This window comes from Enterococcus sp. NPDC086594 (assembly GCF_044746145.1).
Classification (GTDB): Bacteria; Bacillota; Bacilli; order Lactobacillales; family Enterococcaceae; genus Enterococcus_D; species Enterococcus_D entomosocium.
The window spans coordinates 239,491-265,343 of record NZ_JBIVBP010000003.1 but is presented as its reverse complement, the minus strand read 5'-3'; the positions used below and the strand labels follow the sequence as shown (position 1 = coordinate 265,343).

Sequence of the window (25,853 nt, the reverse complement as noted above, 5' to 3'; positions counted from 1 at the left end):
CCTTTATGCAACTTCATTGGTCGTACGATTCATTACCAAAACAAAAGGTAGATAGATCAAAATCGCCACGACAATACAGATCACTTGCGTGATCACAGCCCCGATATCTCCGGCAGTAGCTAGATAAGCATTGACGATCGGTGGCATCGGCCATGGGACCATTACCACCGCTTTAGCGGCAAAGCCTAGACTTGTCGCCACGTATCCAATCGTTCCTGTTACTAACGGTGTGAGGATAAAAGGAATCGCCAAAATGGGATTCAGCATGATCGGCATTCCGAAGATCACCGGCTCATTGATATTGAAAATTCCAGGTGCTAATGACAATTTAGTGATTTGACGCATGTCCTCCCGTTTACCGACGATCAAAATCGCAATCAGCAAACCAATCGTCACGCCAGAGCCGCCCATACTCATATACATATCCCAAAACGGCATCGTAATGATATTGGGTACTTCTTTCCCAGCTTCAAAAGCTTCCGTGTTGACGGCGATCGCTGCCAGCAACAATGGTTCTCGAATGGGTTTGACCATCTGGTTCCCATGAATCCCGATGACCCAAAAGACTTGTGCGATAAACATCAACAACAAGATGCCTGGTAAGCCTTGGACGATTCCTTCCAGTGGTCGTTGGACGACATTGTAGATGATATCGTAGGCATACATCCCTGTGAGTGCTTTGATAGCAAAACCAGCGGTGGCGATGATGGTCACGGTGAAAATCGTTGGAAACAATGCCGAAAAACTTGCCGAAACATTCCCTGGAACACTATCAGGCATCGTGATCTGCAGCCGTTTTTGTCTTCCTAACCACGCATAAAGCTCGATGGAAACGATCGCAACGAACATGCCTAAAAATAGGCCTTTCGTGTCAGTATATTGCTTAGCCAGCACGTTTTCGGCAACCACCGTCGCATCTTCGTGCAAAAATTCAAAGATCATTGGATTAACAGAAAGATAAGACATCACGGCGATGATTCCTGGAAAGACCCCAGAAATCTTATTTAATTTTGCTAGCTCAATCCCAATCAGGAACACTGCATAGATCGTTAAGAAACTCAACGTCACATAACTGACCGCAGATGAGATCGGTTTTAAACTTTCTAAGAAGCGCAGTGCCTCGATTTGTGCCAATCCATTTTCAGCATCAAAAACCATTGCTGAAAACAAAGTACCAAATGCCCCGGTAATTATTACTGGAATCAAAGCAGCAAAGGCATTTTTAATGACCATGATGTAGCGTAAATTGTTGATCCTGTTGGCAAATTTTCCCAAAACGTCAGCGAGTCGATCCATAAATCCTTGCATAAAACTCCCTCCTATACCCTATTCTTCAATTGACAGAAAACGATTACATTACAAATGTAATTCATTTCTTGAAGAATGTAAACGCAGGAAAAGCCTTTAAAACAGGGTATGTAAAGCTCCACGTTTACATACTTCGTTTTATCACTTATTATTATTTTGAGGTGAAGCAAATGGCGAACTACCATGACATCGCTGCCGATTTACGGAGCAAAATCAATCACGGGTTTTACGAAGAAGAGAAAAAATTGCCGAAGCAATCCGAACTGGCTGCGGATTATCAAACGAGCCGCGTGACGATTCAAAAAGCATTGAATATTTTACAAATGGAAGGCATTATTTACGGTAAAAAAGGCACGGGTACGTTTATCAGCGATTCCTATTCAACCTTCGATTACAACGCCAAGATCAATCGCGGGCTGACCAAGCGCCTTGGAGAAACAGGAAAGATCACCAGCAAGATCATTTCTTTTGCCATTCTTTTTCCCGATGAGAAAGAACAAGAAAAACTAAACATTCGCAGTGACCAGCAAATTTATGATATCGTTCGTTTGCGTCTATTTGACGATATACCCGTTGTTTTAGAATATACCATCATGCCGCTTCATGTCATTCCTGGCATTACCGAAGAAGTCTTAGCCTCTTCCGTCTATAGCTACATCACGAACCAACTCCACTCCTCGATTGGAACATCTGTCCGTCGTATCAAAGCGGATCGTGCAGACACCTACGACCAGCAATACTTAGCTTGTGCTGCCACCGATCCCATTTTAGAAGTGGAACAAACGGTTTACCTCGGCGATGGGACGCCTTTTGAATTTTCCCAATCACGGCACCGCTATGATATGGGGGATTTTATTGTTGTAAATAATTAATACGCTGCGTATCGATCCTCACTCAGAGGCACTCGATACGCAGCGTATTTTACTTAAAATACTGCTGATAGACTGTTTGACCAATTTCTCTTAGCCAACTGATCCCTCGGCCACTACCGGCTTTATCATAGGAAAATGCCGCAATGATGATCGTCGTTTCATTGGCTTGTAAATATGCTACATCGTGTTCGATGCGGTCAAGACGACCTGTCTTATTAAAAATGCGGCAAGAAGGCTGCGCAGTTTCAGCAAAATTCCCCGCTAATCCATCTTGAAATTGCTGCTGATTTAAAGGTGAAAATCCTAGTGCAGCTTCTTCTCGTTCCACACACCTTAGTAGCAGTTTGGCAGCCACCGAGGGTGTCAAGCGGTTCTCTTTGTCTTTGATCGGTCGCATCATATACCGTTCAAATTGGATCTCCGGCTCCTGAATCCATGCCTGAAGCGTGGGCAACCCTACTAAGTCCAATAGTACATTGGTCGCAGTATTATCAGATACGGCGATCATTGCCGTGAGAAGTTCACTGATGGTCCAACCTTTCTTTTGAGGAAAAAGACGGATCACCCCAGCACCCCCTGTCAGATCAACAGGGCTCACACAAATTACCTGTTGGGGATCGATCTTTTTTTCGATGATTTGTTCAAGATAATACGCGTACAAAACAAGCTTACTAATACTCGCTGCCGAAAACGACTTTTGACCCTGATAGTCAACAAGACATTCCGTTAGCGTACCGATCCATACCCCCATTTCCAACGTTGCCTGGTAGTTTTTTAGAATAGGATCAATTGCTACACGCAAGTCATCTTTTCCCATCAAATGCCCCTTTCCTTACGATCATGAAAAGAATGTTCATGAGTATTCCTGTGATTCATTCGGCTGGTTTTGCCAATAACGCGCCACAACTGCGAGTTCTGGTTCATAATTAGAGCCAGTGATTTTTGTTTTCATGACCCGTGACCCAGGTGTTCTTGAATGAATCATTTCGTCATCCCCCAAATATAGACCGACATGATGGACTTCGCCTTTTCCTTCTTCATAAGCAAACAACAGCAGATCCCCTGGTTGTGCCTGACTGTAAGGTACGATGTTTGCTTGTTGTGCTTGCTCGATCGTATCTCGGGGGATTAAAATACCATGAAGTCGATGCAGCGAATACATGAATCCAGAACAGTCAAAGCCACTGCCGCTAATGCCTGCCCAGACATAGGGCTGGTTTATAAATTGTTCTGCCAAGGCTATTATTTTTTCTGGGAGCTTTGCCCATGTGTCCGATAGGACGTGAGCAAAAGCTTTAGCGATCGTTGCTGGTCCATTAGGCGTAGCCACTTGATAGGAATCTGCGGTTTCCCCAACAAGTGGTAAAACTGTTCCAAAAGAAACAAGTCGTGTGGTCGAGTCAAAAACAAGCACGGCTTCTTTTGCAATCACACCAATCCTTCTTTTGGCTGTTGCATAGTCTGGTGACAATGGCTTCAATACCTCGTTCGGCAGATAACCCGGATACCCGAGTGGGTGTTTATTGCTTATTTGATCCAAGACGATCACATGGGACCAACCATCCGTTTGGGCGATGACTTCTACAATCGTCCCATATAATACTTCGGAGTCCACTAAGCTTTCCTGATAAAGCCGCATCGTATCTTCATCAGTCAAAAAAGTGTGCAGTGCTTCTAAAGGAAATGCTTTGATTTTTGCTAGTACTTTGTTTTCTTTGGGTTCCTTCCATAAGAAGGAAGAGCCAGCCTGAACAATTTGTTTCATCTTTGCTCCTCTCATAACTGTTTATTCGTTGATTCCTAGTCCGATGCGTTCGGTGACGCTCAAGCTTCCTGGACGCTGAAGAATCCCTTGCATTTCAGGGGAAGTCGTTTGGGTCTCCCACATAAAAGGAACATCCAGATCATAAAATTGGACATCCGCCATCCCCAAGGCAAAATGGGCGGCTGCAGCCATTCCCCCATACCCTTCAATCATCGAACCGACCATCACCGGCATTTGATGCTCTTTTGCCAATTGATAAATTTTTTGTCCCTCTTTGATCCCGCCGCTTTTCATCAATTTAATGTTCATATAATCGCAGCAGTTTTCAGCAATCAAACGTTTGGCATCCTCATAGGAAAAAAGACTTTCGTCTGCCATGATCGGAATCGTCGTCCGAGCAGTCACATAGCTGAGTCCAGCAAAATCATTGGCTTTGACGGGTTGCTCAACAAACTCGATCGGAATGTCTTGCCATTGGTCTAAAATCTGCACCGCTTCTTCTTTGGTCCAGCCTTGATTGGCATCAATTCGAAAGGGGATCTTTCCTGCCAAGCGTTCATTGATGCAGCGAATTTTCGCAACCTCCTCTTCGATCGCGCCTACTCCTAGTTTGATTTTCAAGGAGCGAAATCCCGCCTGGACTTTCGCTTTGGCATCATGCAGCATCTGTTCCTGTGAACCAACACTGATCGTATAGTCGGTTGTCAGTGTATTGGCAGAACCACCTAAATAGCGGTAAAGAGGCAAGTTTGCCGCTTTTGCCAGTGCATCATGCAACGCGATATCAATCGCCGCTTTAGGGCTCGTATGATGCTGGATCAACGCATGAAGCTCATCCATTACCAGCAATTGGGCATCTACCTTTCTTCCTAACAGGAACGGGGTAAAGACAGTTTCGATATCTGTTAAAATACTTTCTTTTGTATCACCGGTGATCACTTCGGTAGGTGCTGCTTCTCCGATGCCAACGATCCCATTGTCAAAAGAAAGCAGCACTCGAATCACTTCGACGGCGTGCACTTCTCTGAGCGCCGTTTTAAAGGGTGCATTCAGCTGGATCGGAATTAGCTTCGTTTCAACTGCTGTGATTTTCATTCGTGTTCCTCCCAAAAGGAAAAGCCGTTCTTATCTAGCTGGAATGAATGATTCCTCTTCACTGCTAGATAAAGAACGGCTTTATTCCTTGCTCTAGTTGCTGAACGCTTGGCGTTCCTCTTTTCTGCAGTACTGTTTGACTACGTCAGTCGGTAGATGTATGAAAGAATTGTTTTTTTTTACTTATTCTTCGACAAACACATTTTTATAATCATAGGCAGCACCGACACTATGAACGATGAGGCCTTTGATCTTAGGCGACCGCAGATGTGCTTCTGCACTTTGGAAAAGCGGTATAACGCCCAAATCTTCATTTAAGATTTTTTCTGCTTCCACCATATTTTCCCAACGGGCTTCTGGGTCGTTGGCATTTTCATTGGAGGCTTGTTCGATCAATTGGTCGTAGTCATCATTTAGCCATTTCCCACGATTGTAGGAACTGTCTTTTTTGAACAATTCCAAAAAGTTGATTGGATCTGCATAGTCCCCGATCCAATTGTTCATGACCATCTCAAAATCGCCGCTATTGGAACGATCCAAACGAACAGAAAAAGGAACGTTTGTGACTTCGACAGTCAATCCATCCAGTGTTTGCTGCAAGGTTCCTTGAATGTATTCCGCCATTTTTTTCGATTGGTCGGTATCTGAGGTCAGCAGCTCGAAAGACAACGTATCGATCCCCAGCTCAGCTTTGGCCTTTTCCCAATACTCTTGGGCTTTTTCTTCGTCATAGTCTAACGTCGTTGCCGCATCCTCAACAAAGTCAGCTTTTGTCTCTGGATTGAAAGCTAGGTCAGAAGGAACAAAACCGACAGCCGGTAATGAGCCGTTGCCTAAAATATTCTCAACGATTTGTTGCCGATTCATGCTATAAGAAATGGCTTGCCGCAAATTTGCATTTCGAAAAGGCGAATCTTCTGGTGCTTGATTCATTTCTAAATACTGAGTGGTTGCACTAGGCTGAACAATGTAATCAGGATGATTCACATTCTGCATCGCCAATTCACCGCTTAAAATAATGTCATCGGCTTGTCCGCTTTCGTACAAGTTATAAGCAGTCGATGAGTCTTTCACGACATCGAAATTAACTGTTTCAAGTTTGACTGAATCGGCATCCCAATAATCCGGATTTTTTTCCAATGACCACTGGATATCGGTGCCTGGGCCAGCATAATTGGTCAATAGGAATGGTCCATTGTACGCCGCGTTTTCACTTGTTAAGGCGTATTGATCACCAAATTCCTCCACGACACGTTCGTTTTGTGGGAAGAAGGTTGGAAAAGCCAGTAAAGATAAAAAGTAAGGTGTTGGTTTTTCTAACGTGATTTTCAACTCATGATCATTGACTGCTTCGATCCCTAACTCGCTTTTATCTAGCGTCCCATCTGAAATAGCGGCAGCGTTTTTAACGGGTGCCAGCATATAGGCATAATTGGAAGCAGTGGCTGGATCAACTGTTCGCTGCCAACTAAAAACATAATCAGCCGCAGTAACTGAATCGCCATTGGACCATTTTGCCTCTTCCCGCAGTGAAATGGTGTAGGTCAGCCCATCTTCACTGACTTCAGCTTCTTCACTTGCCCCGGCAATCACTGGAACATTGTTCTCATCCAAGCGATAAAGGCCTTCATAAGCATTGTTCAGAGTAATAAAGCTATAAGAGTCGGTTGCTAAAGAAATATCGGCACTGCCCATCTCCGCCGAAAATTGCACATTGATCACTTGCTCTGCGGAAGAAGCTGCTGATGAATCCGTCTCGTTTTCTTGATTGCCATTTTGACAAGCTACTAAAAAAAAGCTGCTTAGTAACACAAGCGATACTGCATATTTGCTGCGTTTCCCCATTTCTACTCATCCCCTTCTAACATTCAGATAATTCAAAAAATTCTGTTTGTTGTACCGAGTTTACCGCATGTTTATGCAGCCTGTCAATTTAACACGACCAAAAAATGTAAGAGGTTACATAGTTGTGTCAGAAGTTCTCTTCTGAATGTTAAAATTAGAAAAGAGCGACTTTATGCTAAATATCGTTGAAAGGAGTAGTTCCAAGAAACCACACAAAAAAGTTCTGATCTCCTAGCGATCAGAACTTTGGCTGCTCTCTTATACATCATTTCGAAGAAAAATGGATAAAAAAACTCCCACTATTTTCCTAACATTTCGCAAAAAAAAAGAAGACACAAATTTTGTCTTCATAGTGCTTTCTCAGAACCTTCCCACTTTTTCGGCTTTCACCTCAAGGAACAAAAGAAATCTCCTCAGAAAGTAAAATAAACGTATCTATTTTAAAAAGAGAGTGGTACACTAAACAAACGAAGAGTACTGCACGTGAGAAAAGAAAGACTTCCCCAAGTATCCATTTTCTCCAATACTCTTCGGACTCTTCAGTACGTATATTAATTATACGTACTTTTTTCATTTGTTCAAGGCTTTTGAGGAATTTGATCAAAAAATGACTATCGATAAAAAGATTACAAGATTCCATAGCTAATTGACAATCATTCTCAATTAGCGCTATACTAAACCAAATCGTCCCGAGTCAAAGGAGGAATTTCATGTATATCCGTACCGTTGCGTTTGAAGTCATTCCAGAAGGAAAAGAACTCTTTCTTGCTAAAATGAAAAAAGATACCGCCTCAATGAAAACATTTGCTGGCTGTCACTCTGCTGAAGCATGGTTTTCAGAATCAAAAGACAGCCTCGTTTTCCAGTTGGTGTCAAAATGGTCTGAGAAAAAAGCCTTTCAAGCTTGGTTAAAACGTCCCGAACATTTGCAAAAGCACCGAGAGGCGTATCGAGCAGAAAAAGAAGGAACTGCAAAACCGAAACTTGTTTTGTCCAAGACCGGTCAAGAATTTGTCTTGATCGATGAAGAGGCTACTCCTAGTTAAACTATAAGAGCGATCCACCAAAGCAGATTGATTTAGCTATGGTGGATCGCTTTCTTGTTCAGTGCCTCTCTTTTCTACTCCACCGTTCGCTCGTTCAAGGTTCTTCCTTGCTGATCTTTTAATTGTAGCCAACCATTGGTGCCCCCATAGTAAAGAAACATTCCTACCTCGTTGACACTTTTTAATACAACGTCTTCAATCGTGTGTCCCTCTTTGATCGCCGCTTGGTTTTCTTGCCGAATTTTTTCCGCTAAACGAGCAGAAAAACCAACCGATCCGTCTTTATTCAAGGGAATCTCTTGACTCAAAATTGCGCCTTTTTCAATTCGAACCTCGTTGCGTTTTTGCCAATAGACCCTTGCTTTACTTCCTTGATAGTCAACCATGAAGGGTTCATCTTGTAATTCTTTTGACCATTTGTGTCTTGGTTTGCCCCCTTTTTTTGCCTCTTTTGTCGTCTTTTTGCTCGTAGATCCATAGCCAAGAAAATCGATAAATCGATCAAATGGTTTTGCGCTAGCAGCAATGGTTTGCTGCAACTCTTGTGGGATGCCGATGGATGCTTTGGACCCATTGGTTAACTGATATTGTTCTTGATAATAGGCTACTAAGTAAGGAGCCATGATCTCCCAAGGTGGTGTGAGGATCATCAAGCGGTCGTATTCTAACTGGTCGTCAAAGGTTTTATCGTCTGCTACTGAGAAAATTTGGCCGTCTTTGATAAAAAATAGCACAGTATTTTCTTTGACTTGCGCTAAACTTCCCTTAACAATTTGCAGTTGGCCTGCTTCATTCGGCCATTCAAAAAGCAACTGCTGTTCCTCAACCATCGTCTTTTTTAGTTCCATCCTATTCCCTGCTTTCTGTTGTTTTCTCGCCTATTATAGCACTTCTTTTGCTAGGTACCTGAGTCTAAGAATCAAAAAAGAGACTGCTTCTGAGAAACAGTCTTTTTTTAAGGGAATTGGTTTACATGCATGGTTTCATTTTATTTTGATTGGGTGATTACCAATGGATCAGCTAAAAAAGCATTCAACTAGCGCTGGTTGATAGATCTCATTGTATTTTGCAACTACTCGTCCGCAACGTTCTTCGATATCTTCATGATCGATCCCATCGTAGCGGATCACATTTAATACGACACACCGTTCCATTTTTCTGACCACTTCACCGATCACGCGGCTTTGTAAGCCGACTGGTTTACATTCATATGCTTTACCTAATACAATTGTTTCTGCTTCCATAATTCTCTCCTTAAAAACTCGTTTTTCTAATTGTATTATCATATTATCATCTAATTTTAATTAAATAAAGTAATATGCCCTTCATTTTTAAATAATAACTAAAAAAAGCGTTCATTATTCAATGAACGCCCCACTTAAAAACATTATGTTGTTTTATAGTTAAAATTAAAAAACAAGTACTTTATTGACGTCTTGCTACCAATAAAGCAGCAAATTCTTCCAGATATTTCTGATCGATCGCATCATAGCTGTTCGTTTTTCCACTATCGATATCCAGCACTCCAAGCAACTGATCATCAACCACCATGGGAACTACGATTTCAGACATCGCTGCTGAGTCACAAGAAATATAATTTTCATGTTCTTTGACATTGGGTACGATCAATGTGGTTTTTTTCTCCGCTGATTCCCCACAAACCCCTTTGCCTAATGTGATTCTGGTGCAAGAGACTCTTCCTTGGAATGGACCTAAAATCAGCTCGCCTTCTTCAAACAAATAATAGCCGGCAAACACTGTATCTTCCAATGTTTCATTCAGTAAAGCAGAAGAGTTGGCTAGGTTGGCGATCCAATTACTCTCCGCTTCTAGCAACCCTTTTAATTGCAGAAGCATCAATTCATACGCTTCGATTTTTTTATTCATTTTATCACCTCTGTCCTTGATTATAAGCAAAGACAGAGGATTTGTCTTGTCTAAATTATTGGGTATTGGAAACAAAAATTGTGAAAAAAGATGTTGCCTGAAACAGTCTACTTGCCAACCTATGCAGCTATCGATTCTGATCGATTGGGTCAATCATTTGTTGAACCTACTCTGCATCAATCACAGTAAAACGAGTATTTTCATGTTGCACTGTTTCAATTTCATCAAGAATTGCTTTGGCTAACGTACCGCTGGAAGTTACTGATTTCTTTTGGTCGTTGAAAAGCAAGTGATCTTTGCCTAAAATCGCTGGTTTAGCTGGTCCCTCTTGAAATAGATTTCCTGGAGAAATCCCGACCCAATGAACATTTTTGACGGTTTCTAAAAAGAGATATTCATCTAACTGATTTTCTGGGATCGCGATCCAGCTTTCACTTCCTGGGGCTTTTTTCAATTCGGTAAGATTGCGTTCACCCGCTTCATTGAACAAGCTGCCAGCTCCTAAAATGAAGAACAAGCGCGTGTTCTTTTCTCGAAACAAATGAACCAATTTTGCTGCCAGATCCACATGCAAGTACGCTTGGTCAGGACTTGTCGCAAACGCATCGACCAACACATCAAATCCGTCGAGGTCTTCTTCTGTTAACGAAAAAGCATCTTTTGTAAGTGTTTTGACTGTATCACCAAATTGTTCTTTGGCTTTAACTTCATTTCTAACAATAGCAGTCACTTCATGTCCTCGCTGTACTGCTTCTTGATAAATAGCTGAACCTGCATTTCCTGTTGCGCCAATAACACCGATTTTCATGATAATCATCCTTCCTCATCTTTTGTTTGACTAAAATAGTTGTTACTAATCAAGTTACAACTAGAGTATAAAAGAAACTTTCTTTCCTGTCAAGAAATTGCTTAGCAGGTGAAAGTTCTTTTTACTGTGTTGTGTCCGTTCAATCTACTTGATCGGCCTCTCCTTGAATGCCTTCAATGATTGATTGCAGCGAGATGGCGCTCATCTCTTGCTCGATTTTCTTTTGCAGCACATCATAGGTTTCTTCTAATACCGCTTGGATATTCCCCCCAATTAAGCAGTTGGGGTTGGTTTTTTTGTCTGCATGTAAAAGATGGTGATCTTTTTCAACACTCGCATAAATGTCTAACAAAGAAATCTCATTTGGTTCCTTCGTTAGTTTAGGGTTTGGTTTTCCTCTTTGGCTTTCGATCAATCCAGCAACCCGTAAATCACTCATAATCCGGCGAACATAAGCAGGATTCGTTTCAACGCTCTGGGCGATCCGATCACTTGATAAATCAGTTCCTTTAAAGAGGTGGATGTAAGCGAGGATGTGAATGGCGTCGCTGTATTTGGTTGAATATTTCACTTCGTCTCCACTCCTTTTTCTTGTATCATACCTCTTTTTTAGCATTTAGACAAAGGGGACTGATCAATCTTACAAAACTCAAGAATCCCGTCAAGAAAAAGCAGCCCTCAAAAAGTTAGTACAAAAGCCTAACTTCTTGAGGGAACTGCATCCTGAACCACTTTTTTACTTTTTATTTAAACAATCACTTTGCTAATAGCCATTCATCCATGCAGATTCAAGCTGATTGCCGTCGGGATCAACGATTTCATAGCCGACCATCATATCCTCTGGAATCCCCATATCAACTTGGAACGATTGGCCACCATTTGCTTCTGCAATCTTTGCAAAATTCTTCGCTTCTTCTGGCGTATCAAAGCTAAACGCGATCAATGCACTACTCGTGTTCTTCGTATCCCCAATACGTCTGCCATTCAGAAACTGTTGATAAAACTCATGTTCTAACAACATTATCCAAATCGATTCACTCCAAACCATTCCGCTGCTAGTCTCGTTTGAGAACTCTTCATTTTTGACAAATCCCAACGCTTCATAAAAGGAGGTTGCACGTTTGATATCAGTGACAGGCAAATTTATAAACACCATTTTATTCGCCATTTTCTTGCCTCTTTTCTTTGATAAGTTGTATTGATGAATCCGCTCTCATTATAGCATCTATCGTTGGATTCACAAAAACATCAGACCTTATCCTACGCCGTTGGTTTCTATCAGCTCATTCAAAACTCGTTTTTCCAAGCAAAAAAACCTTTTCATGAAAGGCCTTTTGCTTTTATCATCTATGGAAAAGTAACCAGATACGCATCACATAGAAGTCATTTTTTCGCTAATCAATTCAACTGCAAGCTGATCTGTTTTTTTCAATACTTAAAGCTCAAGTCTTGAATCGATCACGGTAGCTTTCCCACGATAAATTTTCCGATACTCTTTTGGCGTATAAGTAGTTGCTTTTTTAAATTTCTTACTAAAATAATTTGGATCATTGAATCCTGCTCTGACAGAGATTTCACTGATTGATCGATCACTTGTTGATAGTTCTTTTTTGGCAACTTCAATACGATAAATCATCAAGTACAAAGAAAAGGTCATTCCTAATGTATTCTTGATCAAACGACTGGTGTGATACCGGCTTAAATGCAGGTGATCTGCTAAAGTATCTAACGTAATATGTTCTCTATAATTTTCATGAATATAGCGCAATATCTTATGTCTTAAAGAAAGCGAAGGAGAAGCCTCATTATTTTTCTCGATGTGTAGCAAGGAAATCTGATTGATGGATTGAATTCCCCGATCCAATGCATAAACAAAATCATTTGTGATCGGTTCGACCAAGTAATCAATCAAGCCGTAACGCAACGCTTTTTGAGCGATAGCAAAACTTTCTACAGCAGAATACAAAATTGCTTTTGCATTAGGGCAAAATGAAAGCAATACTTTATATAATTCAAAAGAGTCCTCTTCGCCATCCGCATTAATCACTGCAATTTCAACCGGCTGCTCAAGACAGGTACGCTGAAGCGCTTTTTTTGAACAAACCGTCGGAAGCAAGATGACATTCGGAAAATGACGATCGATCAAACGAATCATATCGTTAACTGCTCCATGCTCTTTGCTATCAATGATCAATAAGTTACACACGAAATCTTCTCCTTCGTTTAAAATTCACCCGTTGGTTTTTCTATTTATTTCTCTTGAAAATCAATGACCATTCGCCCTTTGATTTTTCCTGAAAGCATTTCATCAAAAATATCATTGATCTCTTCTAACTGACGCATGACAACTTTAGGAACGACTTTTCCTTCAGCTGCGAATTGGAAAGCTTCTGCTAAATCAGTCCGTGTTCCAACAAGGGAACCGACGATTTTAATACCGTCCAATACAAGTCGAGGAATGTTCAAGTCCATGCTTTCTGGTGGAAGACCAACCGCTACAATCGTACCGCCCGCACGAACGGCATCGACAGCAGAATTGAAGGCTGCTTTTGAAACAGCTGTTACTACAGCTGCATGTGCGCCGCCGGTTGCTTCTTGAATGATTTTTGCCGCATCTTCTTTCGCAGGATTGATCACAAGGTCAGCGCCATGATCTTTTGCAAAGTCCAATTGTTTCTCGTTGATATCAATCCCAATCACTTTTGCATTAAAGACATTTTTTGCATATTGCAAGGCTAGGTTTCCTAATCCTCCTAAACCATAGATCGCGATCCATTGACCTGGTTTAATGTCAGAAACTTTTACCGCTTTATATGTGGTTACACCTGCACAAGTAATGCTGCTGGCTTCAGCAGAACCTAAGCCCTCTGGTACCTTCACTGCATAGTCAGCTACAACGATACACTCTTCAGCCATACCGCCATCTACAGAATATCCGGCGTTTCTAACGGAACGGCATAATGATTCATTCCCGTTCACACAGTATTCGCATGATCCACAGCTTTCATATAACCAAGCGACACTTGCACGGTCACCGATTGCTAGAGAAGTAACATCATCACCGATCGCGACCACTTTACCGATTCCCTCGTGACCGAGTACGATTCCAGATGCATCTCCGAAGTCACCATCTTTTACATGCAAGTCCGTATGGCAGACACCACAACACTCCATTTTCAATAATGCTTCATTCGGACGAAGCGCTCTCAATTCTTTTTCCTCAATTTTTACAACCTTATCGTTTGATACTACAGCTGCTTTCATAAAGACACCTCTTTCAATTCATTTAAATAAAGAACTTCCTTTTATTTGTGAAGTAATTAACTAACACGAAGAGGTCAGCAATAGCTAGATAAAAGAAAGTTCCCTATCGAGAAGGTTACCATAGAAACCATCAAAAAAAGGGGAATATATTGCTTTTTTTCTGTAATCATTTATGAGAAAAAAATAATGAAATAATTCAAGTTTTTTTCTTATATTTCAAATTCAATAAACTACAAGGACTAAAAAAGCGAAAAAAACCATCATATAAATAACAAAAGTTTTAATAAAACCTATCAAGAGGAAATTACATAAACATGTAATCTTGGTCTTCACTGTTATTCTCTAATCCTTTTTTTATCAATTCGGTGATTTGCGATTTATTTTCTTTCAGCGCTGAATGTCATATTGGTATTTAACGTGATGTCCCTCATCAGTGTTTTTCTAACAATTTTCACTCCCTTTTTCTCCTTCTCTGCACATAAAAGCAACTAGTGCTGAAAGGTGATCGATCAAACAATCGACAACCTGCAATCTGTCACTATCGGATAGCCGATAAATGTCCACAAAAAGTTTCAGTCGATGGCATTGTGTTTTACTCAGACGACTGTTCCCATCAAAATACAAGGGTACCCAGCGGTATGCAGCAATGATCCCCTCCTGTTCTTATAGTCGTTTCATGATTTTATCACAACGAATAGAAAGTTTTTTTCACCTCAGACAAAAGAAAAAAGCCCTTGAAATCAAGGGCTTTTGCTTCATCTGATAATAAATGATTAACGACGAATTTCTTTGATACGAGCTGCTTTTCCGTGTAATGCACGTAAGTAGTACAATTTTGCACGACGTACTTTACCGTAACGAACAACTTCGATTTGTGCAACACGTGGTGTGTGCAATGGGAAGGTACGTTCAACACCTACACCGTTTGATACTTTACGAACTGTATAAGTTTCGCTGATACCAGCACCGCGGCGTTTGATGACAACACCTTCAAATAACTGGATACGTTCGCGAGTTCCTTCGACAACTTTCGCGTGAACGCGAACAGTGTCCCCAGGACGGAAAGCTGGGATGTCAGTACGTAATTGTTCTTGAGTTAGTTCTTGAATCAATGGATTCATGTTTATCATTCTCCTTATTCCCAAACATTCTTAAAGCATGAAAGCTCCAGCGGAACATCGTAATAGTTGAGTTTACACTCACTGAAACATCTTACCACAGTCGACCACAGGCTGTAAAGAGAATTTTCTTGTCATCGCGCAGAATATCAAAAAAACTGGCACTATTTTAGTTGCCAGCTTTCGCTTCTTCTTCAATTTCTTTTAAAAGCTTCTGCATTTCTTCCGTCAACGGATAATTTTCTAGCATATCAGGTCGGCGCTGAAAGGTGCGGCGCAATGATTCTTTTAATTGCCACTGCTCGATCAATTTATGATTGCCATTCATCAAAACTTCTGGTACTTTCATGCCTTTAAACTCTGCTGGGCGTGTATATTGCGGATGTTCTAATAAACCAGTGGAATGAGAATCGGTTTGTGCGGAGGTTTGATTGCCTAAAACTTCTGGTAATAGTCTGACCGTCGCATCGATCATGACCATTGCACCCAATTCGCCGCCAGTCAAGACGTAATCTCCCAGTGACACTTCATCAGTGACCAATGAACGGATTCGTTCATCGTATCCTTCATAATGACCACAAATGAAGACGAGGTGCTCTTCGGTAGAAAATTCTTCTGCCATCTTTTGATCAAAAGGTTTCCCCGCTGGGTCTAAAAGGATCACGCGTTTCTTCGTTTCTGGTGCTGCTTCTTCGATCGCTTTGATATTGTCATAGACAGGTTGGACTTTTAATAACATTCCTGCTCCGCCACCATAAGGATAGTCATCCACTGTTTGATGTTTGTTGTCGGAATAGTCACGGAAATTTGAGACGTTGATTTCTAACAGTCCCTTTTCCCTTGCTTTGCCAATGATCGATTCTCCTAGAGGACCTTCGAACATTCGCGGAAATAGTGTCAATACATCAATTCTCATCGTCTAACAACCCCTCTGGGATTTCCACAGTGACCTGACCATTTTCAAGATCGATCGTGTGGACAACCGACTCGATATAAGGAATCAAGGCATCCTTCTTCCCTTTTCGTTGAACGACCCAAACGTCATTGGCACCTGGTGAAAGGATCTCTTTGACTTTACCAATGATTGTGCCATCTTCTTCGACGACTTCCAGACCAATAATTTCATGGTAGTAAAACTCATTTTCTGCTAAATCCACCAAATCATCCTTGGTAACTTTTAAAATGCCGTTACGAAACGGTTCAACATCGTTAATATTGGGATAGCCCTCAAACGTCACTAAATCAAAGTTTTTGTGTTTGCGATGACCTGAAACAATCAATGTTATTGGCTCTTTATTTTCACGAAAAAGTGTCAATTCGGCCCCTTTACGGTAGCGTTCTTCTGGAAAATCCGTTTGTGATATCACACGTACTTCTCCACGGATTCCATGTGTATTGACGATTTTTCCTACGTTTAAATATTCTGTCACGTTCGTTCCCCATTTCTTCTAACTTCTGTTCTATTTTAGCATAGCAAAGTAGCGAATTCTAGCCGTTTCCTAGCGCCCCATGTTTTCCTCAAAATCATCGCGCGAAAAATGCCCCTTCGACGCTTGATCAAAGGGGCATTGTCCTAATATGAACCTTATTGATTCATAGAAACGGCCATTTTCAATGCTGAACGTGCATCTTGATGTTGCACCGTTCGAAGGGTCTTTTCTTGTTGCCAAACCACTGTAGTTGCTGTATGTTCATTTTTTCCCATATCGATAGTGATTTGACCGACCTCAGGCGCTGGGAGCATAGCTTCTTCCAGATACGCTACCACTTCTTTGGCAACCGGAACTGGATCTTGTTCCTCTTGATTGACTGCTCGAACAGTCAATGACCAATTTCCTTCTTGCCAGCTCAAATAACTGGAGCCAGCAGCTCCTTGCATATGCCCAGTAATGCCATATCCGAGATCAACGGCTTGTCCGCCATCATCAGCTGTTACATTGACCGCTGCAGCAGCTTCATCCGCTGATTGATAGTCTTTTGATTGAAAAGCAGCAATCGGTGTTTCCTCGTTCAAAGCCTTGTCATTGAGAGGCAGCTGCTTATCAAGTCCATAATAAAGAATCGAAGCATCGGACTGACTGCCAGCTGTGGCCGCATTCAACACTTTACCTGAAGCAAGTGGAATGTCCTTGGGCAAGACAAGATCAGGGAATGCCGCTTGTATTTGAGCGTAGATATCTGCAGTACTATTCGTGTTTGAAGAATCCCTAGAAGCCGCCTGACTAGAAGACGTACTTGATTGACTTGTTTCTGATTGACTACTTGCTTGCGTTTGGGTACTTTCCACCATACTCGTCGCTGTTGTTTCGGCACTACTGGCTTGACTGGTTTCTGGTTCCTGTTGATTATTGCAGCCAGCTAAGGCGCCCATCGTCAGCAGCGTAACGAATAATCCTAGTTCTTTTTTCATGATGTTCCCCTCCTTATACAAAGAATACCCCTCAATAAAAAAAATGACAAACAAGTCAGATTGTCTGTCATTTTTTTGTTGATTTTTTAAAGATTTGTCACCCAATTTTGCAGTGATTGAAAGCCAGCCTTGATCCATTGCCAAACTTGATTGGCGATCGTCGATAGGTCGCCCCAACGAAAGTTTTGTGTCCATTGGTTCAATTGCGTCATGATCTCCTCACGATAGACCCAAATTAAAAAGAGCAACAACAAGATCCCTAGCGTTCGCCAAAGAAAAGAACCAATTTTATAAATAAAGACGAGGATCAAAAGAACGACGATCCATGCGATTAGTTGAGACATACAAGCACCTCCTCCTTTTGATTATCTCAAAACCACCTTTTTTTGTCCTCCATCTTAAGCATGAATTTTACAAAAAAAGCATTCCTCAAAGAGAAATGCTTTTCATTCTTGCTTATTTACCATCAATGATATTCAAACGAACTTTTTTTGGTCCATTTGTCCGTACACTGTAAACGATTGTTCGAATTGCTTTGGCAACCCGACCTTGTTTACCGATGATACGACCAATATCCTCTGGTGCCACAGTAAGATTATATTCCAAGAAATCATCTGACTCTACCAGCTCAAGCTTGATATCCTCAGGTTTGGTAACAAGTGGTGAAACGATCGTTAAGACTAATTCTTGCAAATCTTTCATCCAAAGTCACCTTATTTCTTAGTGAATTTTGCTTCGTGGTGTTTTTTCATAACGCCTTCTTTAGAAAGGATGTTACGAACTGTATCTGAAGGTTGCGCACCTTTAGATAACCAATCAAGAACTAAATCTTCTTTGATTGTCACTTCAGCTGGGTCTAGTAAAGGATTGTAAGTACCAACTGTTTCGATGAAACGTCCGTCACGAGGAGAACGTGAATCTGCTACGACGATACGGTAAAAAGGTTTCTTTTTAGAACCCATGCGTTTTAAACGAATTTTTACTGCCATTATTTACACCTCCATTGATTTAATCACAAGAGCTAGTTTAACAGGTTTTTCCGATGGTGTAAAGAGTTTTTTCTTTACAGCTAAAAAAAGTTTCTTCTTTCTTAATTTCTAAGCATGGTTATCTTTTGCCAGAATGAATCAGGACGCGTATCATTAGTAATAGAGAAACTTTTTAAAGTCAAATCGTTTTATTTGCACCATCCACTTACTTTTGGTAAGCTTAATGAGTAGAAAACAACAAGGAGGAAATTTACATGACAAAAAAAATTGGTTTTATCGTCGGCAGTTTACGGGAAGGATCATTTAATAAACTCGTAGCGAAAAAATTCGCATCATTATTACCAGAAGGTTTTGAAGCATCTTTCATCGAAATCGGCAACTTGCCTTTTTACAATGAAGATTTGGAAGTTGAAGGAAAAGTTCCTGCTGAATGGACAGCATTTCGGGAAGCATTAAGCGCCGTTGACGGGGTCTTCTTCTTTACACCAGAATACAATCGTTCTGTTCCTGCAGCATTGAAAAATGCATTAGATGTTGGTTCTCGTCCTTACGGTGCTAGCAGTTGGGGTGGCAAACCAGCTTTGGTTGTCAGCGTTTCTCCAGGAGCGATCGCTGGGTTTGGTGCAAACCATCACCTACGTCAATCATTAGTCTTTTTGGATATGCCTACTCTACAACAACCAGAAGCCTATATCGGTGGAATCACCAACTTGATTGATGAAAACAACGAAATCAACCCAGATACAGTAAGCTTCTTTGAAACGATCATTGCAAAATATATTGAACTCTTTCAACGATTCAACTAATTAAGAATCCAAACAAAAAGACCAAGAAACTCGGCACTGAGTTTCTTGGTCTTTTTACTGTGAAGAATAATCGTTTGCGCTTTTTACTCGCTGCCTGACACAGACTTTCGGACAAAATGAAGTTCTGTCAGTTCCCCCATCTGTTTTGTTTCAACAAACGTCAAGCGTCTCGCATAATCCCCCGGTTCAAACAGTCGCTTGCCCTCTCCTAAAAACACCGGCGCGATTTGAATAAACCATTCATCGATCAAATCAGCTTCCAGCAATGGTTTTAATAAGGAACCCCCACCTACTACCCATACGTTTTCCTCTTGTTTTAATGCTGAAACAAATGCAACTGGATCCGTTGACACTAGGGTTGCATCCGGCAGCGGCTCTTTTCGGGTACGAGAAAAAACATAGTTGGTCTTTTCAGGATATAGCAGTCCATCATCCATCAGTTTTTTTGCTTCTTGATAGGTCTTTCTTCCCATCACGGTCGCGTCGATGGTTGCAAAAAATGCTTCATAGGTCGTTGCAACACCGGTATCAGTTTGAAACAGCCAGTCCAGTTGATCCTCCATACCTGCTAAATAGCCATCGAGGCTGATTGCACCATAAAATACCACTTTTCCCAATTAGGCTCACTCCTTTATTTTTACGATTGCTTCTGACCTTCGACAAACACAAGTGACTAAGTGATCATTAACCATGCCGACCGCTTCCATAAACGCGTAAATAGTTGTCGTTCCGACAAATTTAAAGCCTCGCTTTTTCAAGTCTTTTGCTAGCTGATCGGAGATTTCCGAATGGGTCGGTACATCGGATTGCTGCTGAAATTCATTGATGACTGGCTCATGATTGACATATCGCCACAAGAATGCGGAGAAACTGCCGTATTCTTGCTGGATTTTTAAAACTTCTTGGGCATTGATGATCGCTGCTTCAATCTTTCGTCGATTGCGAATGATTCCTGGATTCATCATCAGTTCTTCCACTTTTTCTTCCGTATAGTTCGCTACTTTTATGATATTAAACTGATCGTATGCTGCATCGAAATTCGCCATCTTGTTTAAAATCGTTTGCCAGCTCAATCCTGCTTGATTCATATCTAACACCAGTTTTCGAAACAACTGCTGATCCTCATACTCAGGTTTTCCCCATACCGTATCATGATACTCCTGCATTGCTGGTGTACTGTTGGCCCATTCACATCGCTCCATTGTCCTCATCAGCTCCTTTTTGTTTATTTTATCATAAATGACTTTACTTCCACCAGTGTACTACGTATACTAGTACACATAAATGAAAGGAGCTGATTTTGTGGTTCGCATTAACAAAGCCAGCAGCAAACCTTACTATGAGCAATTGGTTTTAAGTATCAAAGAAGATATTCTGAACGGTGTTCTAACCGCCGGAGACCAAGTACCTTCGGTTCGTGAAATGGCCAAGCGCCTGTTGATGAATCCAAATACCGTCAGCAAAGCCTACAAAGTATTGGAAAATGAGCAAGTACTTGTCACCATCAAAGGAAAAGGCACCTTTGTGAAAGTTACTGAGGATCTGCCACGCGATGAGATTCGGATCTTACAAGTGAAAGAACGTTTGAAAGAATTGGTGATCGAAGCACGCCATTTACAGATCAGCATGCGTGAGCTGAGCGATTGGATGAATGGCTTTGAACAAGAGTTAGGAGGCGATCCACAGTGAAGATCGAGCATGTGACCAAGAAAATGGAACAAACAATTGTCTTAGAAAACGTGAACTTCTCTTTGGAAAAAGGAGAGCTCGTAGGATTAATCGGCCGCAATGGTTCTGGGAAAACCACGTTGTTTCGGACGATTGCTGGGCATTATTTACTAGATGATGGGGAGATTTCCATCGATAACCAACGCCTGGATCAGCATCCGCAATTAAAAGAACAACTTTTTTATATTGATGAAAAAGAAAACTTTCTTTCGGCCTACTCTTTGAAAAAGCTCAATCAATTTTATCGGCTTGCTTATCCAAATTTCGATCAGAATCTTTACTTAGAATTGATGCAAAGTCACGGTCTTCCTCTGACGCTTTCCTACCGACGGATGTCAAAAGGTATGCAAGGTCTTTATAAAATGATTCTTGCGATCGCCTCAAATGCGACGTTCTTACTGTTAGACGAACCTTTTGATGGGCTTGATGTGATCGTCCGTAAAAAAGTGATTGGATTATTGCTGGAAAGCCTCAGCGAGTCGAATCGTACCGCCTTAATCGCTTCTCATAATCTAAATGAATTAGAACATATTATTGATCGTGCCTTGTTGATCAAAGGGAAAACGATTGAAGGAGACTACCGTTTGGAAACGATTCGCGAACAATCTCGCAAACTCCAACTCGTCTTTCGCAGCAAACAGATTCCTCCCCTTATCAAGCAGCACTCCAAGCTGATTCAAAAACAAGGTCGAGTCTTGACTGCTTTGTTTGACAATTACACAGAGGAGCTGGCGGCTGAGATCCAGCAACTTGATCCTTTGGTTTTCGAAGAATTACCTTTGACTTTGGAAGATCTGTTTGAAGCAAATTTACGACAAGAAGCATTGGTGGAAGGATAGAGGTGGAAAACGATGTTAAGCAATATATTTAAAGAACGCTACGGTAAGCTGTTGATCGGTTTTTGTTTTGTCGTGCTCTTCATGTATCTTAGTGCTGGCTGGCAATCACAAAATTCTTGGCACCAGCAAGAACGTTATTTGGCATCTGAGGAATTTATCAAAGATTTTAACGAAAATCGAGAATACTATGTCAAAAGCTACAACGGTGAAACCCCGGTTTACTTTGATTCGGCAGCAGAGTACCGCGATGCGGTATTGACAATCAACAAAGAGTACTCAGATGATTTTTATTACAATCGCCCGTATATGACCACCATGAATAAATTTGTGATTGTCTTCCTGTTTATTTGGGGCTTTTTGTCCTTTTTTGTCGATGGCCGCACCAATTTCAATCGCTTTTTATTTGCTTTACCCTTTAGCAGAAAGCACGTCTTTCGCAAGAAACTGCTTTTTATCGGCTTACCCTTGACCGCTTGTTTAGTGTTGGGCCTGTTAGGTCATATCCTGATCGAATACACAATGATCCCGGCTCGCTATCTCGCTGTGCCGCTTCAAGACGTGCTGCTTTCCGCCCTTAGTACTTTGGCAACGAATCTACTAGTATTTGCTGTCGGCATCTTGTTGGGCGTTTTACTGGGGAATCTGTTTACTGGCGTGCTGTCGGTGTTCTTCACTCTTTCTCTAGGAACAATGGGGTATAGCTTTTTCCAATGTACCCGCGAGTTTTTTAGTTTTGTATTTCTTGGTCATGGGGATTTTCTGCTTCCTTTTCAAACGTGGATCGATTGGCCGCAAGGATATGTCTATCCTTGGTGGCTACTGCTCCTTTACCTCGGTTTGAGCGGCTTGCTGATTCTTGCTGCCGAAAAAGTGTTCTCGAAAATTTCTTTAGAAAATGACGGTGATTATTTAACGATCCCTAAATTGCGCGCCCCGGTTTATTGGCTGCTTTCTTTAGGAACCTGGTTCTATCTATCCATGATTTCTTATTACCCGCTAGAAATTTTTTACCGTGATCTCTATGAGGGGTATGATGTCAGTCTTTGGAACATCATCCTTCGGCTTGGCTTGTTGCTGGTTGCTTGCTTATTCATCAGTTTATTGCTTGTCTATCCTAAAGCACTGATGAATTGGTGGTACAAACGAAAAAACAAACAGGTCAGCAATATTTAAAAAAGCGTCCCTACAACAAGAAATTGTTGCCGGGACGCTTTTATGTTTAATGTTTAGGTTTGTCGTCGTCTTTTTTGTCAAAGAAGTCATTTACTTTGCGAGAAACATCATCCGCAAAATCTTCAACCTTATCTTTGGCTTTCCCATATTTATTTTGGGTTTTCCCTTTTAACTCCTCGGAGTCATCTCCTGTAAGTTTCCCTTTTGTTTCGGTTACTTTTCCTTCAATGCGATCCTTGTTTGTCATCGTAAAAACTCCTTTCATACTTGCTATAAATTAATAGTAGCATCATTTGCCAGAAAGCACGAATGTTCTGCTTCTATCTTATCCTTTGAGTTGTCCGCAACGATAGTTCTTCGCTATTTTTGACTCTTGGACGATTTAGGATATTCAGTAGAAAGCTGGCTTTCTCTATAAAAAGGGATGTTCTTTAGATGTTCTATTTGATGTTCTTTGAAGGAGTTCATTTAAAGAGGACACTGTGAACATAAAAAAACCATGACCTGAAAGAAGGCAATCTGAGGAGCTGCAGCTGCTAGAATCAGGAGGTACAGCTTCTCGATTTGGTGTCTTTTCAGGTCATGTTTTTTTTAATTGTACCCTAAGAGAAGGTTCGGTTCTTAGTTCCTATCAGTGTTAAACGATTATTTGCGTTTTTTCTTTTTCTTCTTTTGTTTTTTGACCATACGATTCATGGCCATTTTTCCAAGTTTCCCTTTGACACCGCCGCCAAACATTTGATCCATGCCAGGAATGTTCATATTCCCTTTGCTCATTTGCTGCATCATTTTGCGGGATTCTTTAAATTGTTTGATCATGCGGTTGACTTCGACGACACTGTTGCCAGAACCGGCGGCAATCCGGCGACGACGGCTTGGATTTAACAAATCAGGATTTTCACGTTCTGCTGGTGTCATGGAATAAACCATGGCTTTTTGACGGGCAATTTGTTTTGGATCAACTTTGACATTCTCGATGCCAGGCATTTGGCTCATTCCCGGAATCATTTTCAAAAGATCTTCAATTGGGCCCATGCCCATGACTTGATCGATCTGTTCAACAAAGTCATTGAAGTCGAAGGAGTTTTCCTTCATTTTTTGAGCAAGTTCTTCTGCTTTTTTCTCGTCGTAATCTTGCTGTGCTTTTTCGATCAAAGTCAGCATATCACCCATACCGAGAATCCGACTAGACATCCGATCTGGATGGAATACTTCAAGGTCGGTCAATTTTTCACCGGTACCAGTGAACTTGATTGGAGCGCCTGTAACTTGACGAATCGACAATGCCGCCCCGCCACGAGTATCGCCATCTAGCTTGGTGATGACTACCCCTGTGATCCCCAGTTGTTGATTGAAGCTTTCCGCCACGTTGACAGCATCTTGTCCTGTCATCGCATCCACTACCAGTAAAATTTCATTTGGCTGTGCCAAGTCCTTGATTTGTTTTAGCTCTTCCATCAAGTTTTCGTCGATATGCAAACGACCCGCCGTATCGATCAAAACGTAGTCATTTTTCTTTTCCCGAGCCAAAGCCAATCCTTGGCGGACGATTTCAACTGGGCTGACATCAGTTCCCATATCAAAAACAGGTACATCCAATTGCTGCCCCAATACTTTCAACTGGTCGATCGCAGCTGGTCGGTACACGTCACCAGCGATCATTAATGGACGTGCGTTTTCGGTTTTGATCAAATGGTTGGCTAATTTCCCAGCAAAGGTGGTTTTCCCTGCCCCTTGCAAACCAGCCATCATGATGATCGTTGGGATCTTCGGTGATTTTTCGATCCCAACTGTTTCTGATCCTAATGTTTTGGTTAATTCTTCATCAACGATCTTAACGATTTGTTGCGCTGGAGATAGGCTTTCTAATACTTCTACCCCCACTGCCCGTTCACGGACATTTTTGGTAAACTCTTTTACAACTTGCAGATTGACGTCGGCTTCTAATAAAGCTAGACGAATCTCACGCATCATTTCTTTTACATCTGCTTCAGATACTTTTCCTTTTCTGCGCAGTTTGCTCATTGCCTGCTGGAGGCGTTCAGTTAAACTTTCAAATGCCATTTTTTTTCATTCCTTTATTCTTCGATTTCTTGGAGCTGTTGAATAAACCCCTGTAAGGTTTCGTCTTTTGGATAGTGGGTTTTCGTATACTCGCTTAGCTGATCCAGCAAGTCTTCCCGCATGATATAATCCGAAAACATATGTAGTTTTTTTTCATAGTCTTCTAAAATACGTTCGGTGCGTTTGATGTTGTCATAGACTGCTTGACGGCTAACTTGATACTCTTCAGCGATTTCTCCTAGAGAAAAATCATCTGCGTAATACAATTCCATGTAATTCATCTGTTTTTCCGTCAATAACGTGGAATAAAACTCAAACAACGCATTCATGCGATTGGTCTTTTCAATTTCCATTTGCTTCCTCCTGTTTTGCAAGCCATTCGACATCGGACAAAACAGTCATGCCTTGTTGTCGAAAATAGGCACAAGCGACACCGACCCCTGTTTTTTTGATTCCAGAAAAATTGCCATCATAAATCGTCTGACTGCCACAAGAGGGACTTTTTTCTTTTAAGATCAGTTGGGTGATGCCTTGCTCTTGTAATTTTTGATAAGCAATTTTCGCGCCTTTAGTAAATTGTTCCGTCACGTCTTCTCCTGAAATGGTGACGACCTTCGCTCGTTGCGCCCAAACATCCACCCCATCGCCACCGACGATTTCGGCCGGTTCGCGTGGAATCGGCAAGCCGCCAAGAACTTCTGGACAGACCATCATTGCTTGACCCGCACGAACAAGTTCGATCAATTGTGGTACTGCTTGATGTTTTCCATCGTAGCGGCAAAGGGCACCGCCTAGACACGCACTGATTCCAATCATTTAGCACCCTCAGCTTTCCT

At 41.5% G+C, this 25,853-nt stretch carries 32 protein-coding genes; 6 read left to right on the top strand and 26 right to left on the bottom strand.

Going from position 1 to position 25,853, the window contains the following annotated elements:
• Positions 1 to 3: 3 nt before the first annotated feature.
• Positions 4 to 1,308 carry a PTS sugar transporter subunit IIC gene (locus ACIPK1_RS07515; protein WP_015510115.1) on the bottom strand — a complete coding sequence of 435 codons (1,305 nt, stop codon included), beginning with the start codon at positions 1,306 to 1,308 and terminating at the stop codon, positions 4 to 6.
• A gap of 170 nt (positions 1,309 to 1,478) precedes the next feature.
• On the opposite strand from ACIPK1_RS07515, the gene ACIPK1_RS07510 reads away from it, so the two are divergent.
• Positions 1,479 to 2,180, top strand: coding sequence for a GntR family transcriptional regulator (locus ACIPK1_RS07510; RefSeq protein WP_086338009.1), 702 nt, complete (start codon positions 1,479 to 1,481; stop codon positions 2,178 to 2,180).
• 49 nt (positions 2,181 to 2,229) lie between these two features.
• Here ACIPK1_RS07510 and ACIPK1_RS07505 read toward each other — a convergent pair whose 3' ends face one another.
• From ACIPK1_RS07505 to ACIPK1_RS07490, 4 genes are all read right to left on the bottom strand, one after another.
• Positions 2,230 to 2,997 carry a serine hydrolase gene (locus tag ACIPK1_RS07505; protein WP_400450413.1) on the bottom strand — a complete coding sequence of 256 codons (768 nt, stop codon included), beginning with the start codon at positions 2,995 to 2,997 and terminating at the stop codon, positions 2,230 to 2,232.
• A gap of 36 nt (positions 2,998 to 3,033) precedes the next feature.
• Positions 3,034 to 3,945, bottom strand: a complete 912-nt coding sequence (locus ACIPK1_RS07500; RefSeq protein WP_008377632.1) for a C40 family peptidase — start codon at positions 3,943 to 3,945, stop codon at positions 3,034 to 3,036.
• Between the two features lie 21 nt (positions 3,946 to 3,966).
• Positions 3,967 to 5,040, bottom strand: coding sequence for a dipeptide epimerase (locus ACIPK1_RS07495; protein ID WP_400450411.1), 1,074 nt, complete (start codon positions 5,038 to 5,040; stop codon positions 3,967 to 3,969).
• Between the two features lie 183 nt (positions 5,041 to 5,223).
• Positions 5,224 to 6,885 carry a peptide ABC transporter substrate-binding protein gene (locus ACIPK1_RS07490; protein WP_400450410.1) on the bottom strand — a complete coding sequence of 554 codons (1,662 nt, stop codon included), beginning with the start codon at positions 6,883 to 6,885 and terminating at the stop codon, positions 5,224 to 5,226.
• A gap of 710 nt (positions 6,886 to 7,595) precedes the next feature.
• Here ACIPK1_RS07490 and ACIPK1_RS07485 point away from each other — a divergent pair.
• Complete coding sequence (locus ACIPK1_RS07485) at positions 7,596 to 7,931, top strand: antibiotic biosynthesis monooxygenase family protein (protein ID WP_400450408.1); 336 nt, start codon at positions 7,596 to 7,598, stop codon at positions 7,929 to 7,931.
• Between the two features lie 74 nt (positions 7,932 to 8,005).
• Here the strand turns inward: ACIPK1_RS07485 and ACIPK1_RS07480 are convergent, their stop codons facing one another.
• The 15 genes from ACIPK1_RS07480 to rpsP form a co-directional block, all read right to left on the bottom strand.
• Entirely contained in the window at positions 8,006 to 8,779 is a 774-nt protein-coding gene (locus ACIPK1_RS07480; RefSeq protein WP_218193508.1) for a hypothetical protein, read from the bottom strand.
• Positions 8,780 to 8,947: 168 nt separating this feature from the next.
• Positions 8,948 to 9,175: a hypothetical protein gene (locus ACIPK1_RS07475; RefSeq protein WP_005237217.1), complete on the bottom strand. Its 228-nt coding sequence runs from the start codon at positions 9,173 to 9,175 to the stop codon at positions 8,948 to 8,950.
• A gap of 181 nt (positions 9,176 to 9,356) precedes the next feature.
• Positions 9,357 to 9,818: a GAF domain-containing protein gene (locus ACIPK1_RS07470; RefSeq protein WP_400450407.1), complete on the bottom strand. Its 462-nt coding sequence runs from the start codon at positions 9,816 to 9,818 to the stop codon at positions 9,357 to 9,359.
• Between the two features lie 166 nt (positions 9,819 to 9,984).
• Positions 9,985 to 10,635, bottom strand: coding sequence for an NAD(P)H-binding protein (locus ACIPK1_RS07465; RefSeq protein WP_016613898.1), 651 nt, complete (start codon positions 10,633 to 10,635; stop codon positions 9,985 to 9,987).
• Positions 10,636 to 10,765: 130 nt separating this feature from the next.
• Complete coding sequence (locus tag ACIPK1_RS07460; protein WP_008377620.1) at positions 10,766 to 11,197, bottom strand: Rrf2 family transcriptional regulator; 432 nt, start codon at positions 11,195 to 11,197, stop codon at positions 10,766 to 10,768.
• Positions 11,198 to 11,389: 192 nt separating this feature from the next.
• Entirely contained in the window at positions 11,390 to 11,794 is a 405-nt protein-coding gene (locus tag ACIPK1_RS07455) for a VOC family protein (RefSeq protein WP_005237221.1), read from the bottom strand.
• Between the two features lie 267 nt (positions 11,795 to 12,061).
• Positions 12,062 to 12,781 carry an AraC family transcriptional regulator gene (locus tag ACIPK1_RS07450; RefSeq protein ID WP_176257029.1) on the bottom strand — a complete coding sequence of 240 codons (720 nt, stop codon included), beginning with the start codon at positions 12,779 to 12,781 and terminating at the stop codon, positions 12,062 to 12,064.
• A 95-nt stretch (positions 12,782 to 12,876) separates the two neighbouring features.
• Positions 12,877 to 13,890 carry an alcohol dehydrogenase AdhP gene (adhP, locus tag ACIPK1_RS07445; protein WP_086299213.1) on the bottom strand — a complete coding sequence of 338 codons (1,014 nt, stop codon included), beginning with the start codon at positions 13,888 to 13,890 and terminating at the stop codon, positions 12,877 to 12,879.
• Between the two features lie 773 nt (positions 13,891 to 14,663).
• On the bottom strand, positions 14,664 to 15,011 hold the full coding sequence (gene rplS / locus ACIPK1_RS07440; RefSeq protein ID WP_002357176.1) for a 50S ribosomal protein L19: 348 nt from the start codon (positions 15,009 to 15,011) through the stop codon (positions 14,664 to 14,666).
• Between the two features lie 166 nt (positions 15,012 to 15,177).
• On the bottom strand, positions 15,178 to 15,924 hold the full coding sequence (trmD, locus tag ACIPK1_RS07435; protein ID WP_005237230.1) for a tRNA (guanosine(37)-N1)-methyltransferase TrmD: 747 nt from the start codon (positions 15,922 to 15,924) through the stop codon (positions 15,178 to 15,180).
• The gene (gene rimM, locus ACIPK1_RS07430; RefSeq protein ID WP_005237231.1) at positions 15,914 to 16,438 is read right to left on the bottom strand and encodes a ribosome maturation factor RimM; all 525 of its coding nucleotides are present in this window, start codon (positions 16,436 to 16,438) and stop codon (positions 15,914 to 15,916) included. Before rimM ends, trmD begins: the two co-directional genes overlap by 11 nt.
• Positions 16,439 to 16,593: 155 nt before the next feature.
• A complete protein-coding gene (locus ACIPK1_RS07425; RefSeq protein WP_400450404.1) occupies positions 16,594 to 17,418 on the bottom strand; it encodes a hypothetical protein in 825 nt (274 codons plus the stop codon).
• A gap of 86 nt (positions 17,419 to 17,504) precedes the next feature.
• Positions 17,505 to 17,762 carry a hypothetical protein gene (locus ACIPK1_RS07420; protein ID WP_400450403.1) on the bottom strand — a complete coding sequence of 86 codons (258 nt, stop codon included), beginning with the start codon at positions 17,760 to 17,762 and terminating at the stop codon, positions 17,505 to 17,507.
• A gap of 112 nt (positions 17,763 to 17,874) precedes the next feature.
• The gene (locus ACIPK1_RS07415) at positions 17,875 to 18,120 is read right to left on the bottom strand and encodes a KH domain-containing protein (RefSeq protein WP_005228918.1); all 246 of its coding nucleotides are present in this window, start codon (positions 18,118 to 18,120) and stop codon (positions 17,875 to 17,877) included.
• Positions 18,121 to 18,131: 11 nt separating this feature from the next.
• The gene (gene rpsP, locus ACIPK1_RS07410) at positions 18,132 to 18,407 is read right to left on the bottom strand and encodes a 30S ribosomal protein S16 (protein WP_005228917.1); all 276 of its coding nucleotides are present in this window, start codon (positions 18,405 to 18,407) and stop codon (positions 18,132 to 18,134) included.
• Between the two features lie 254 nt (positions 18,408 to 18,661).
• Here rpsP and ACIPK1_RS07405 point away from each other — a divergent pair, with 254 nt between their 5' ends.
• Positions 18,662 to 19,213 (top strand): NADPH-dependent FMN reductase, encoded by a 552-nt coding sequence (locus ACIPK1_RS07405; RefSeq protein ID WP_016613846.1) that lies wholly within the window; start codon positions 18,662 to 18,664, stop codon positions 19,211 to 19,213.
• A gap of 83 nt (positions 19,214 to 19,296) precedes the next feature.
• Here the strand turns inward: ACIPK1_RS07405 and ACIPK1_RS07400 are convergent, their stop codons facing one another.
• Together ACIPK1_RS07400 and ACIPK1_RS07395 are read right to left on the bottom strand one after the other, a co-directional pair.
• Positions 19,297 to 19,830, bottom strand: a complete 534-nt coding sequence (locus tag ACIPK1_RS07400) for a dihydrofolate reductase family protein (RefSeq protein ID WP_005237235.1) — start codon at positions 19,828 to 19,830, stop codon at positions 19,297 to 19,299.
• Positions 19,831 to 19,836: 6 nt separating this feature from the next.
• Positions 19,837 to 20,415 carry a DNA-3-methyladenine glycosylase I gene (locus ACIPK1_RS07395; RefSeq protein ID WP_016619836.1) on the bottom strand — a complete coding sequence of 193 codons (579 nt, stop codon included), beginning with the start codon at positions 20,413 to 20,415 and terminating at the stop codon, positions 19,837 to 19,839.
• Between the two features lie 100 nt (positions 20,416 to 20,515).
• On the opposite strand from ACIPK1_RS07395, the gene ACIPK1_RS07390 reads away from it, so the two are divergent.
• Genes ACIPK1_RS07390 through ACIPK1_RS07380 form a run of 3 tightly spaced genes read left to right on the top strand, consistent with a single transcriptional unit; the run spans position 20,516 to position 22,953 of the window.
• Positions 20,516 to 20,902, top strand: a complete 387-nt coding sequence (locus tag ACIPK1_RS07390; protein WP_008377404.1) for a GntR family transcriptional regulator — start codon at positions 20,516 to 20,518, stop codon at positions 20,900 to 20,902.
• Positions 20,899 to 21,780, top strand: coding sequence for an ABC transporter ATP-binding protein (locus ACIPK1_RS07385; RefSeq protein ID WP_005237238.1), 882 nt, complete (start codon positions 20,899 to 20,901; stop codon positions 21,778 to 21,780). Before ACIPK1_RS07390 ends, ACIPK1_RS07385 begins: the two co-directional genes overlap by 4 nt.
• A 12-nt stretch (positions 21,781 to 21,792) precedes the next feature.
• A complete protein-coding gene (locus ACIPK1_RS07380; RefSeq protein WP_400450399.1) occupies positions 21,793 to 22,953 on the top strand; it encodes an ABC transporter permease in 1,161 nt (386 codons plus the stop codon).
• 46 nt (positions 22,954 to 22,999) lie between these two features.
• On the opposite strand, the gene ACIPK1_RS07375 is transcribed toward ACIPK1_RS07380, so the two are convergent.
• The 4 genes from ACIPK1_RS07375 to ACIPK1_RS07360 all read right to left on the bottom strand — a co-directional run bounded on the left by ACIPK1_RS07375 (position 23,000) and on the right by ACIPK1_RS07360 (position 25,833).
• Positions 23,000 to 23,200, bottom strand: coding sequence for a CsbD family protein (locus tag ACIPK1_RS07375; protein ID WP_008377398.1), 201 nt, complete (start codon positions 23,198 to 23,200; stop codon positions 23,000 to 23,002).
• 398 nt (positions 23,201 to 23,598) lie between these two features.
• The gene (gene ffh, locus ACIPK1_RS07370) at positions 23,599 to 25,017 is read right to left on the bottom strand and encodes a signal recognition particle protein (protein WP_005228902.1); all 1,419 of its coding nucleotides are present in this window, start codon (positions 25,015 to 25,017) and stop codon (positions 23,599 to 23,601) included.
• 14 nt (positions 25,018 to 25,031) lie between these two features.
• On the bottom strand, positions 25,032 to 25,370 hold the full coding sequence (locus tag ACIPK1_RS07365) for a putative DNA-binding protein (protein ID WP_005228897.1): 339 nt from the start codon (positions 25,368 to 25,370) through the stop codon (positions 25,032 to 25,034).
• Positions 25,360 to 25,833, bottom strand: coding sequence for a DUF523 domain-containing protein (locus tag ACIPK1_RS07360; RefSeq protein ID WP_016608717.1), 474 nt, complete (start codon positions 25,831 to 25,833; stop codon positions 25,360 to 25,362). Before ACIPK1_RS07360 ends, ACIPK1_RS07365 begins: the two co-directional genes overlap by 11 nt.
• Between the last annotated feature and the right edge of the window lie 20 nt (positions 25,834 to 25,853).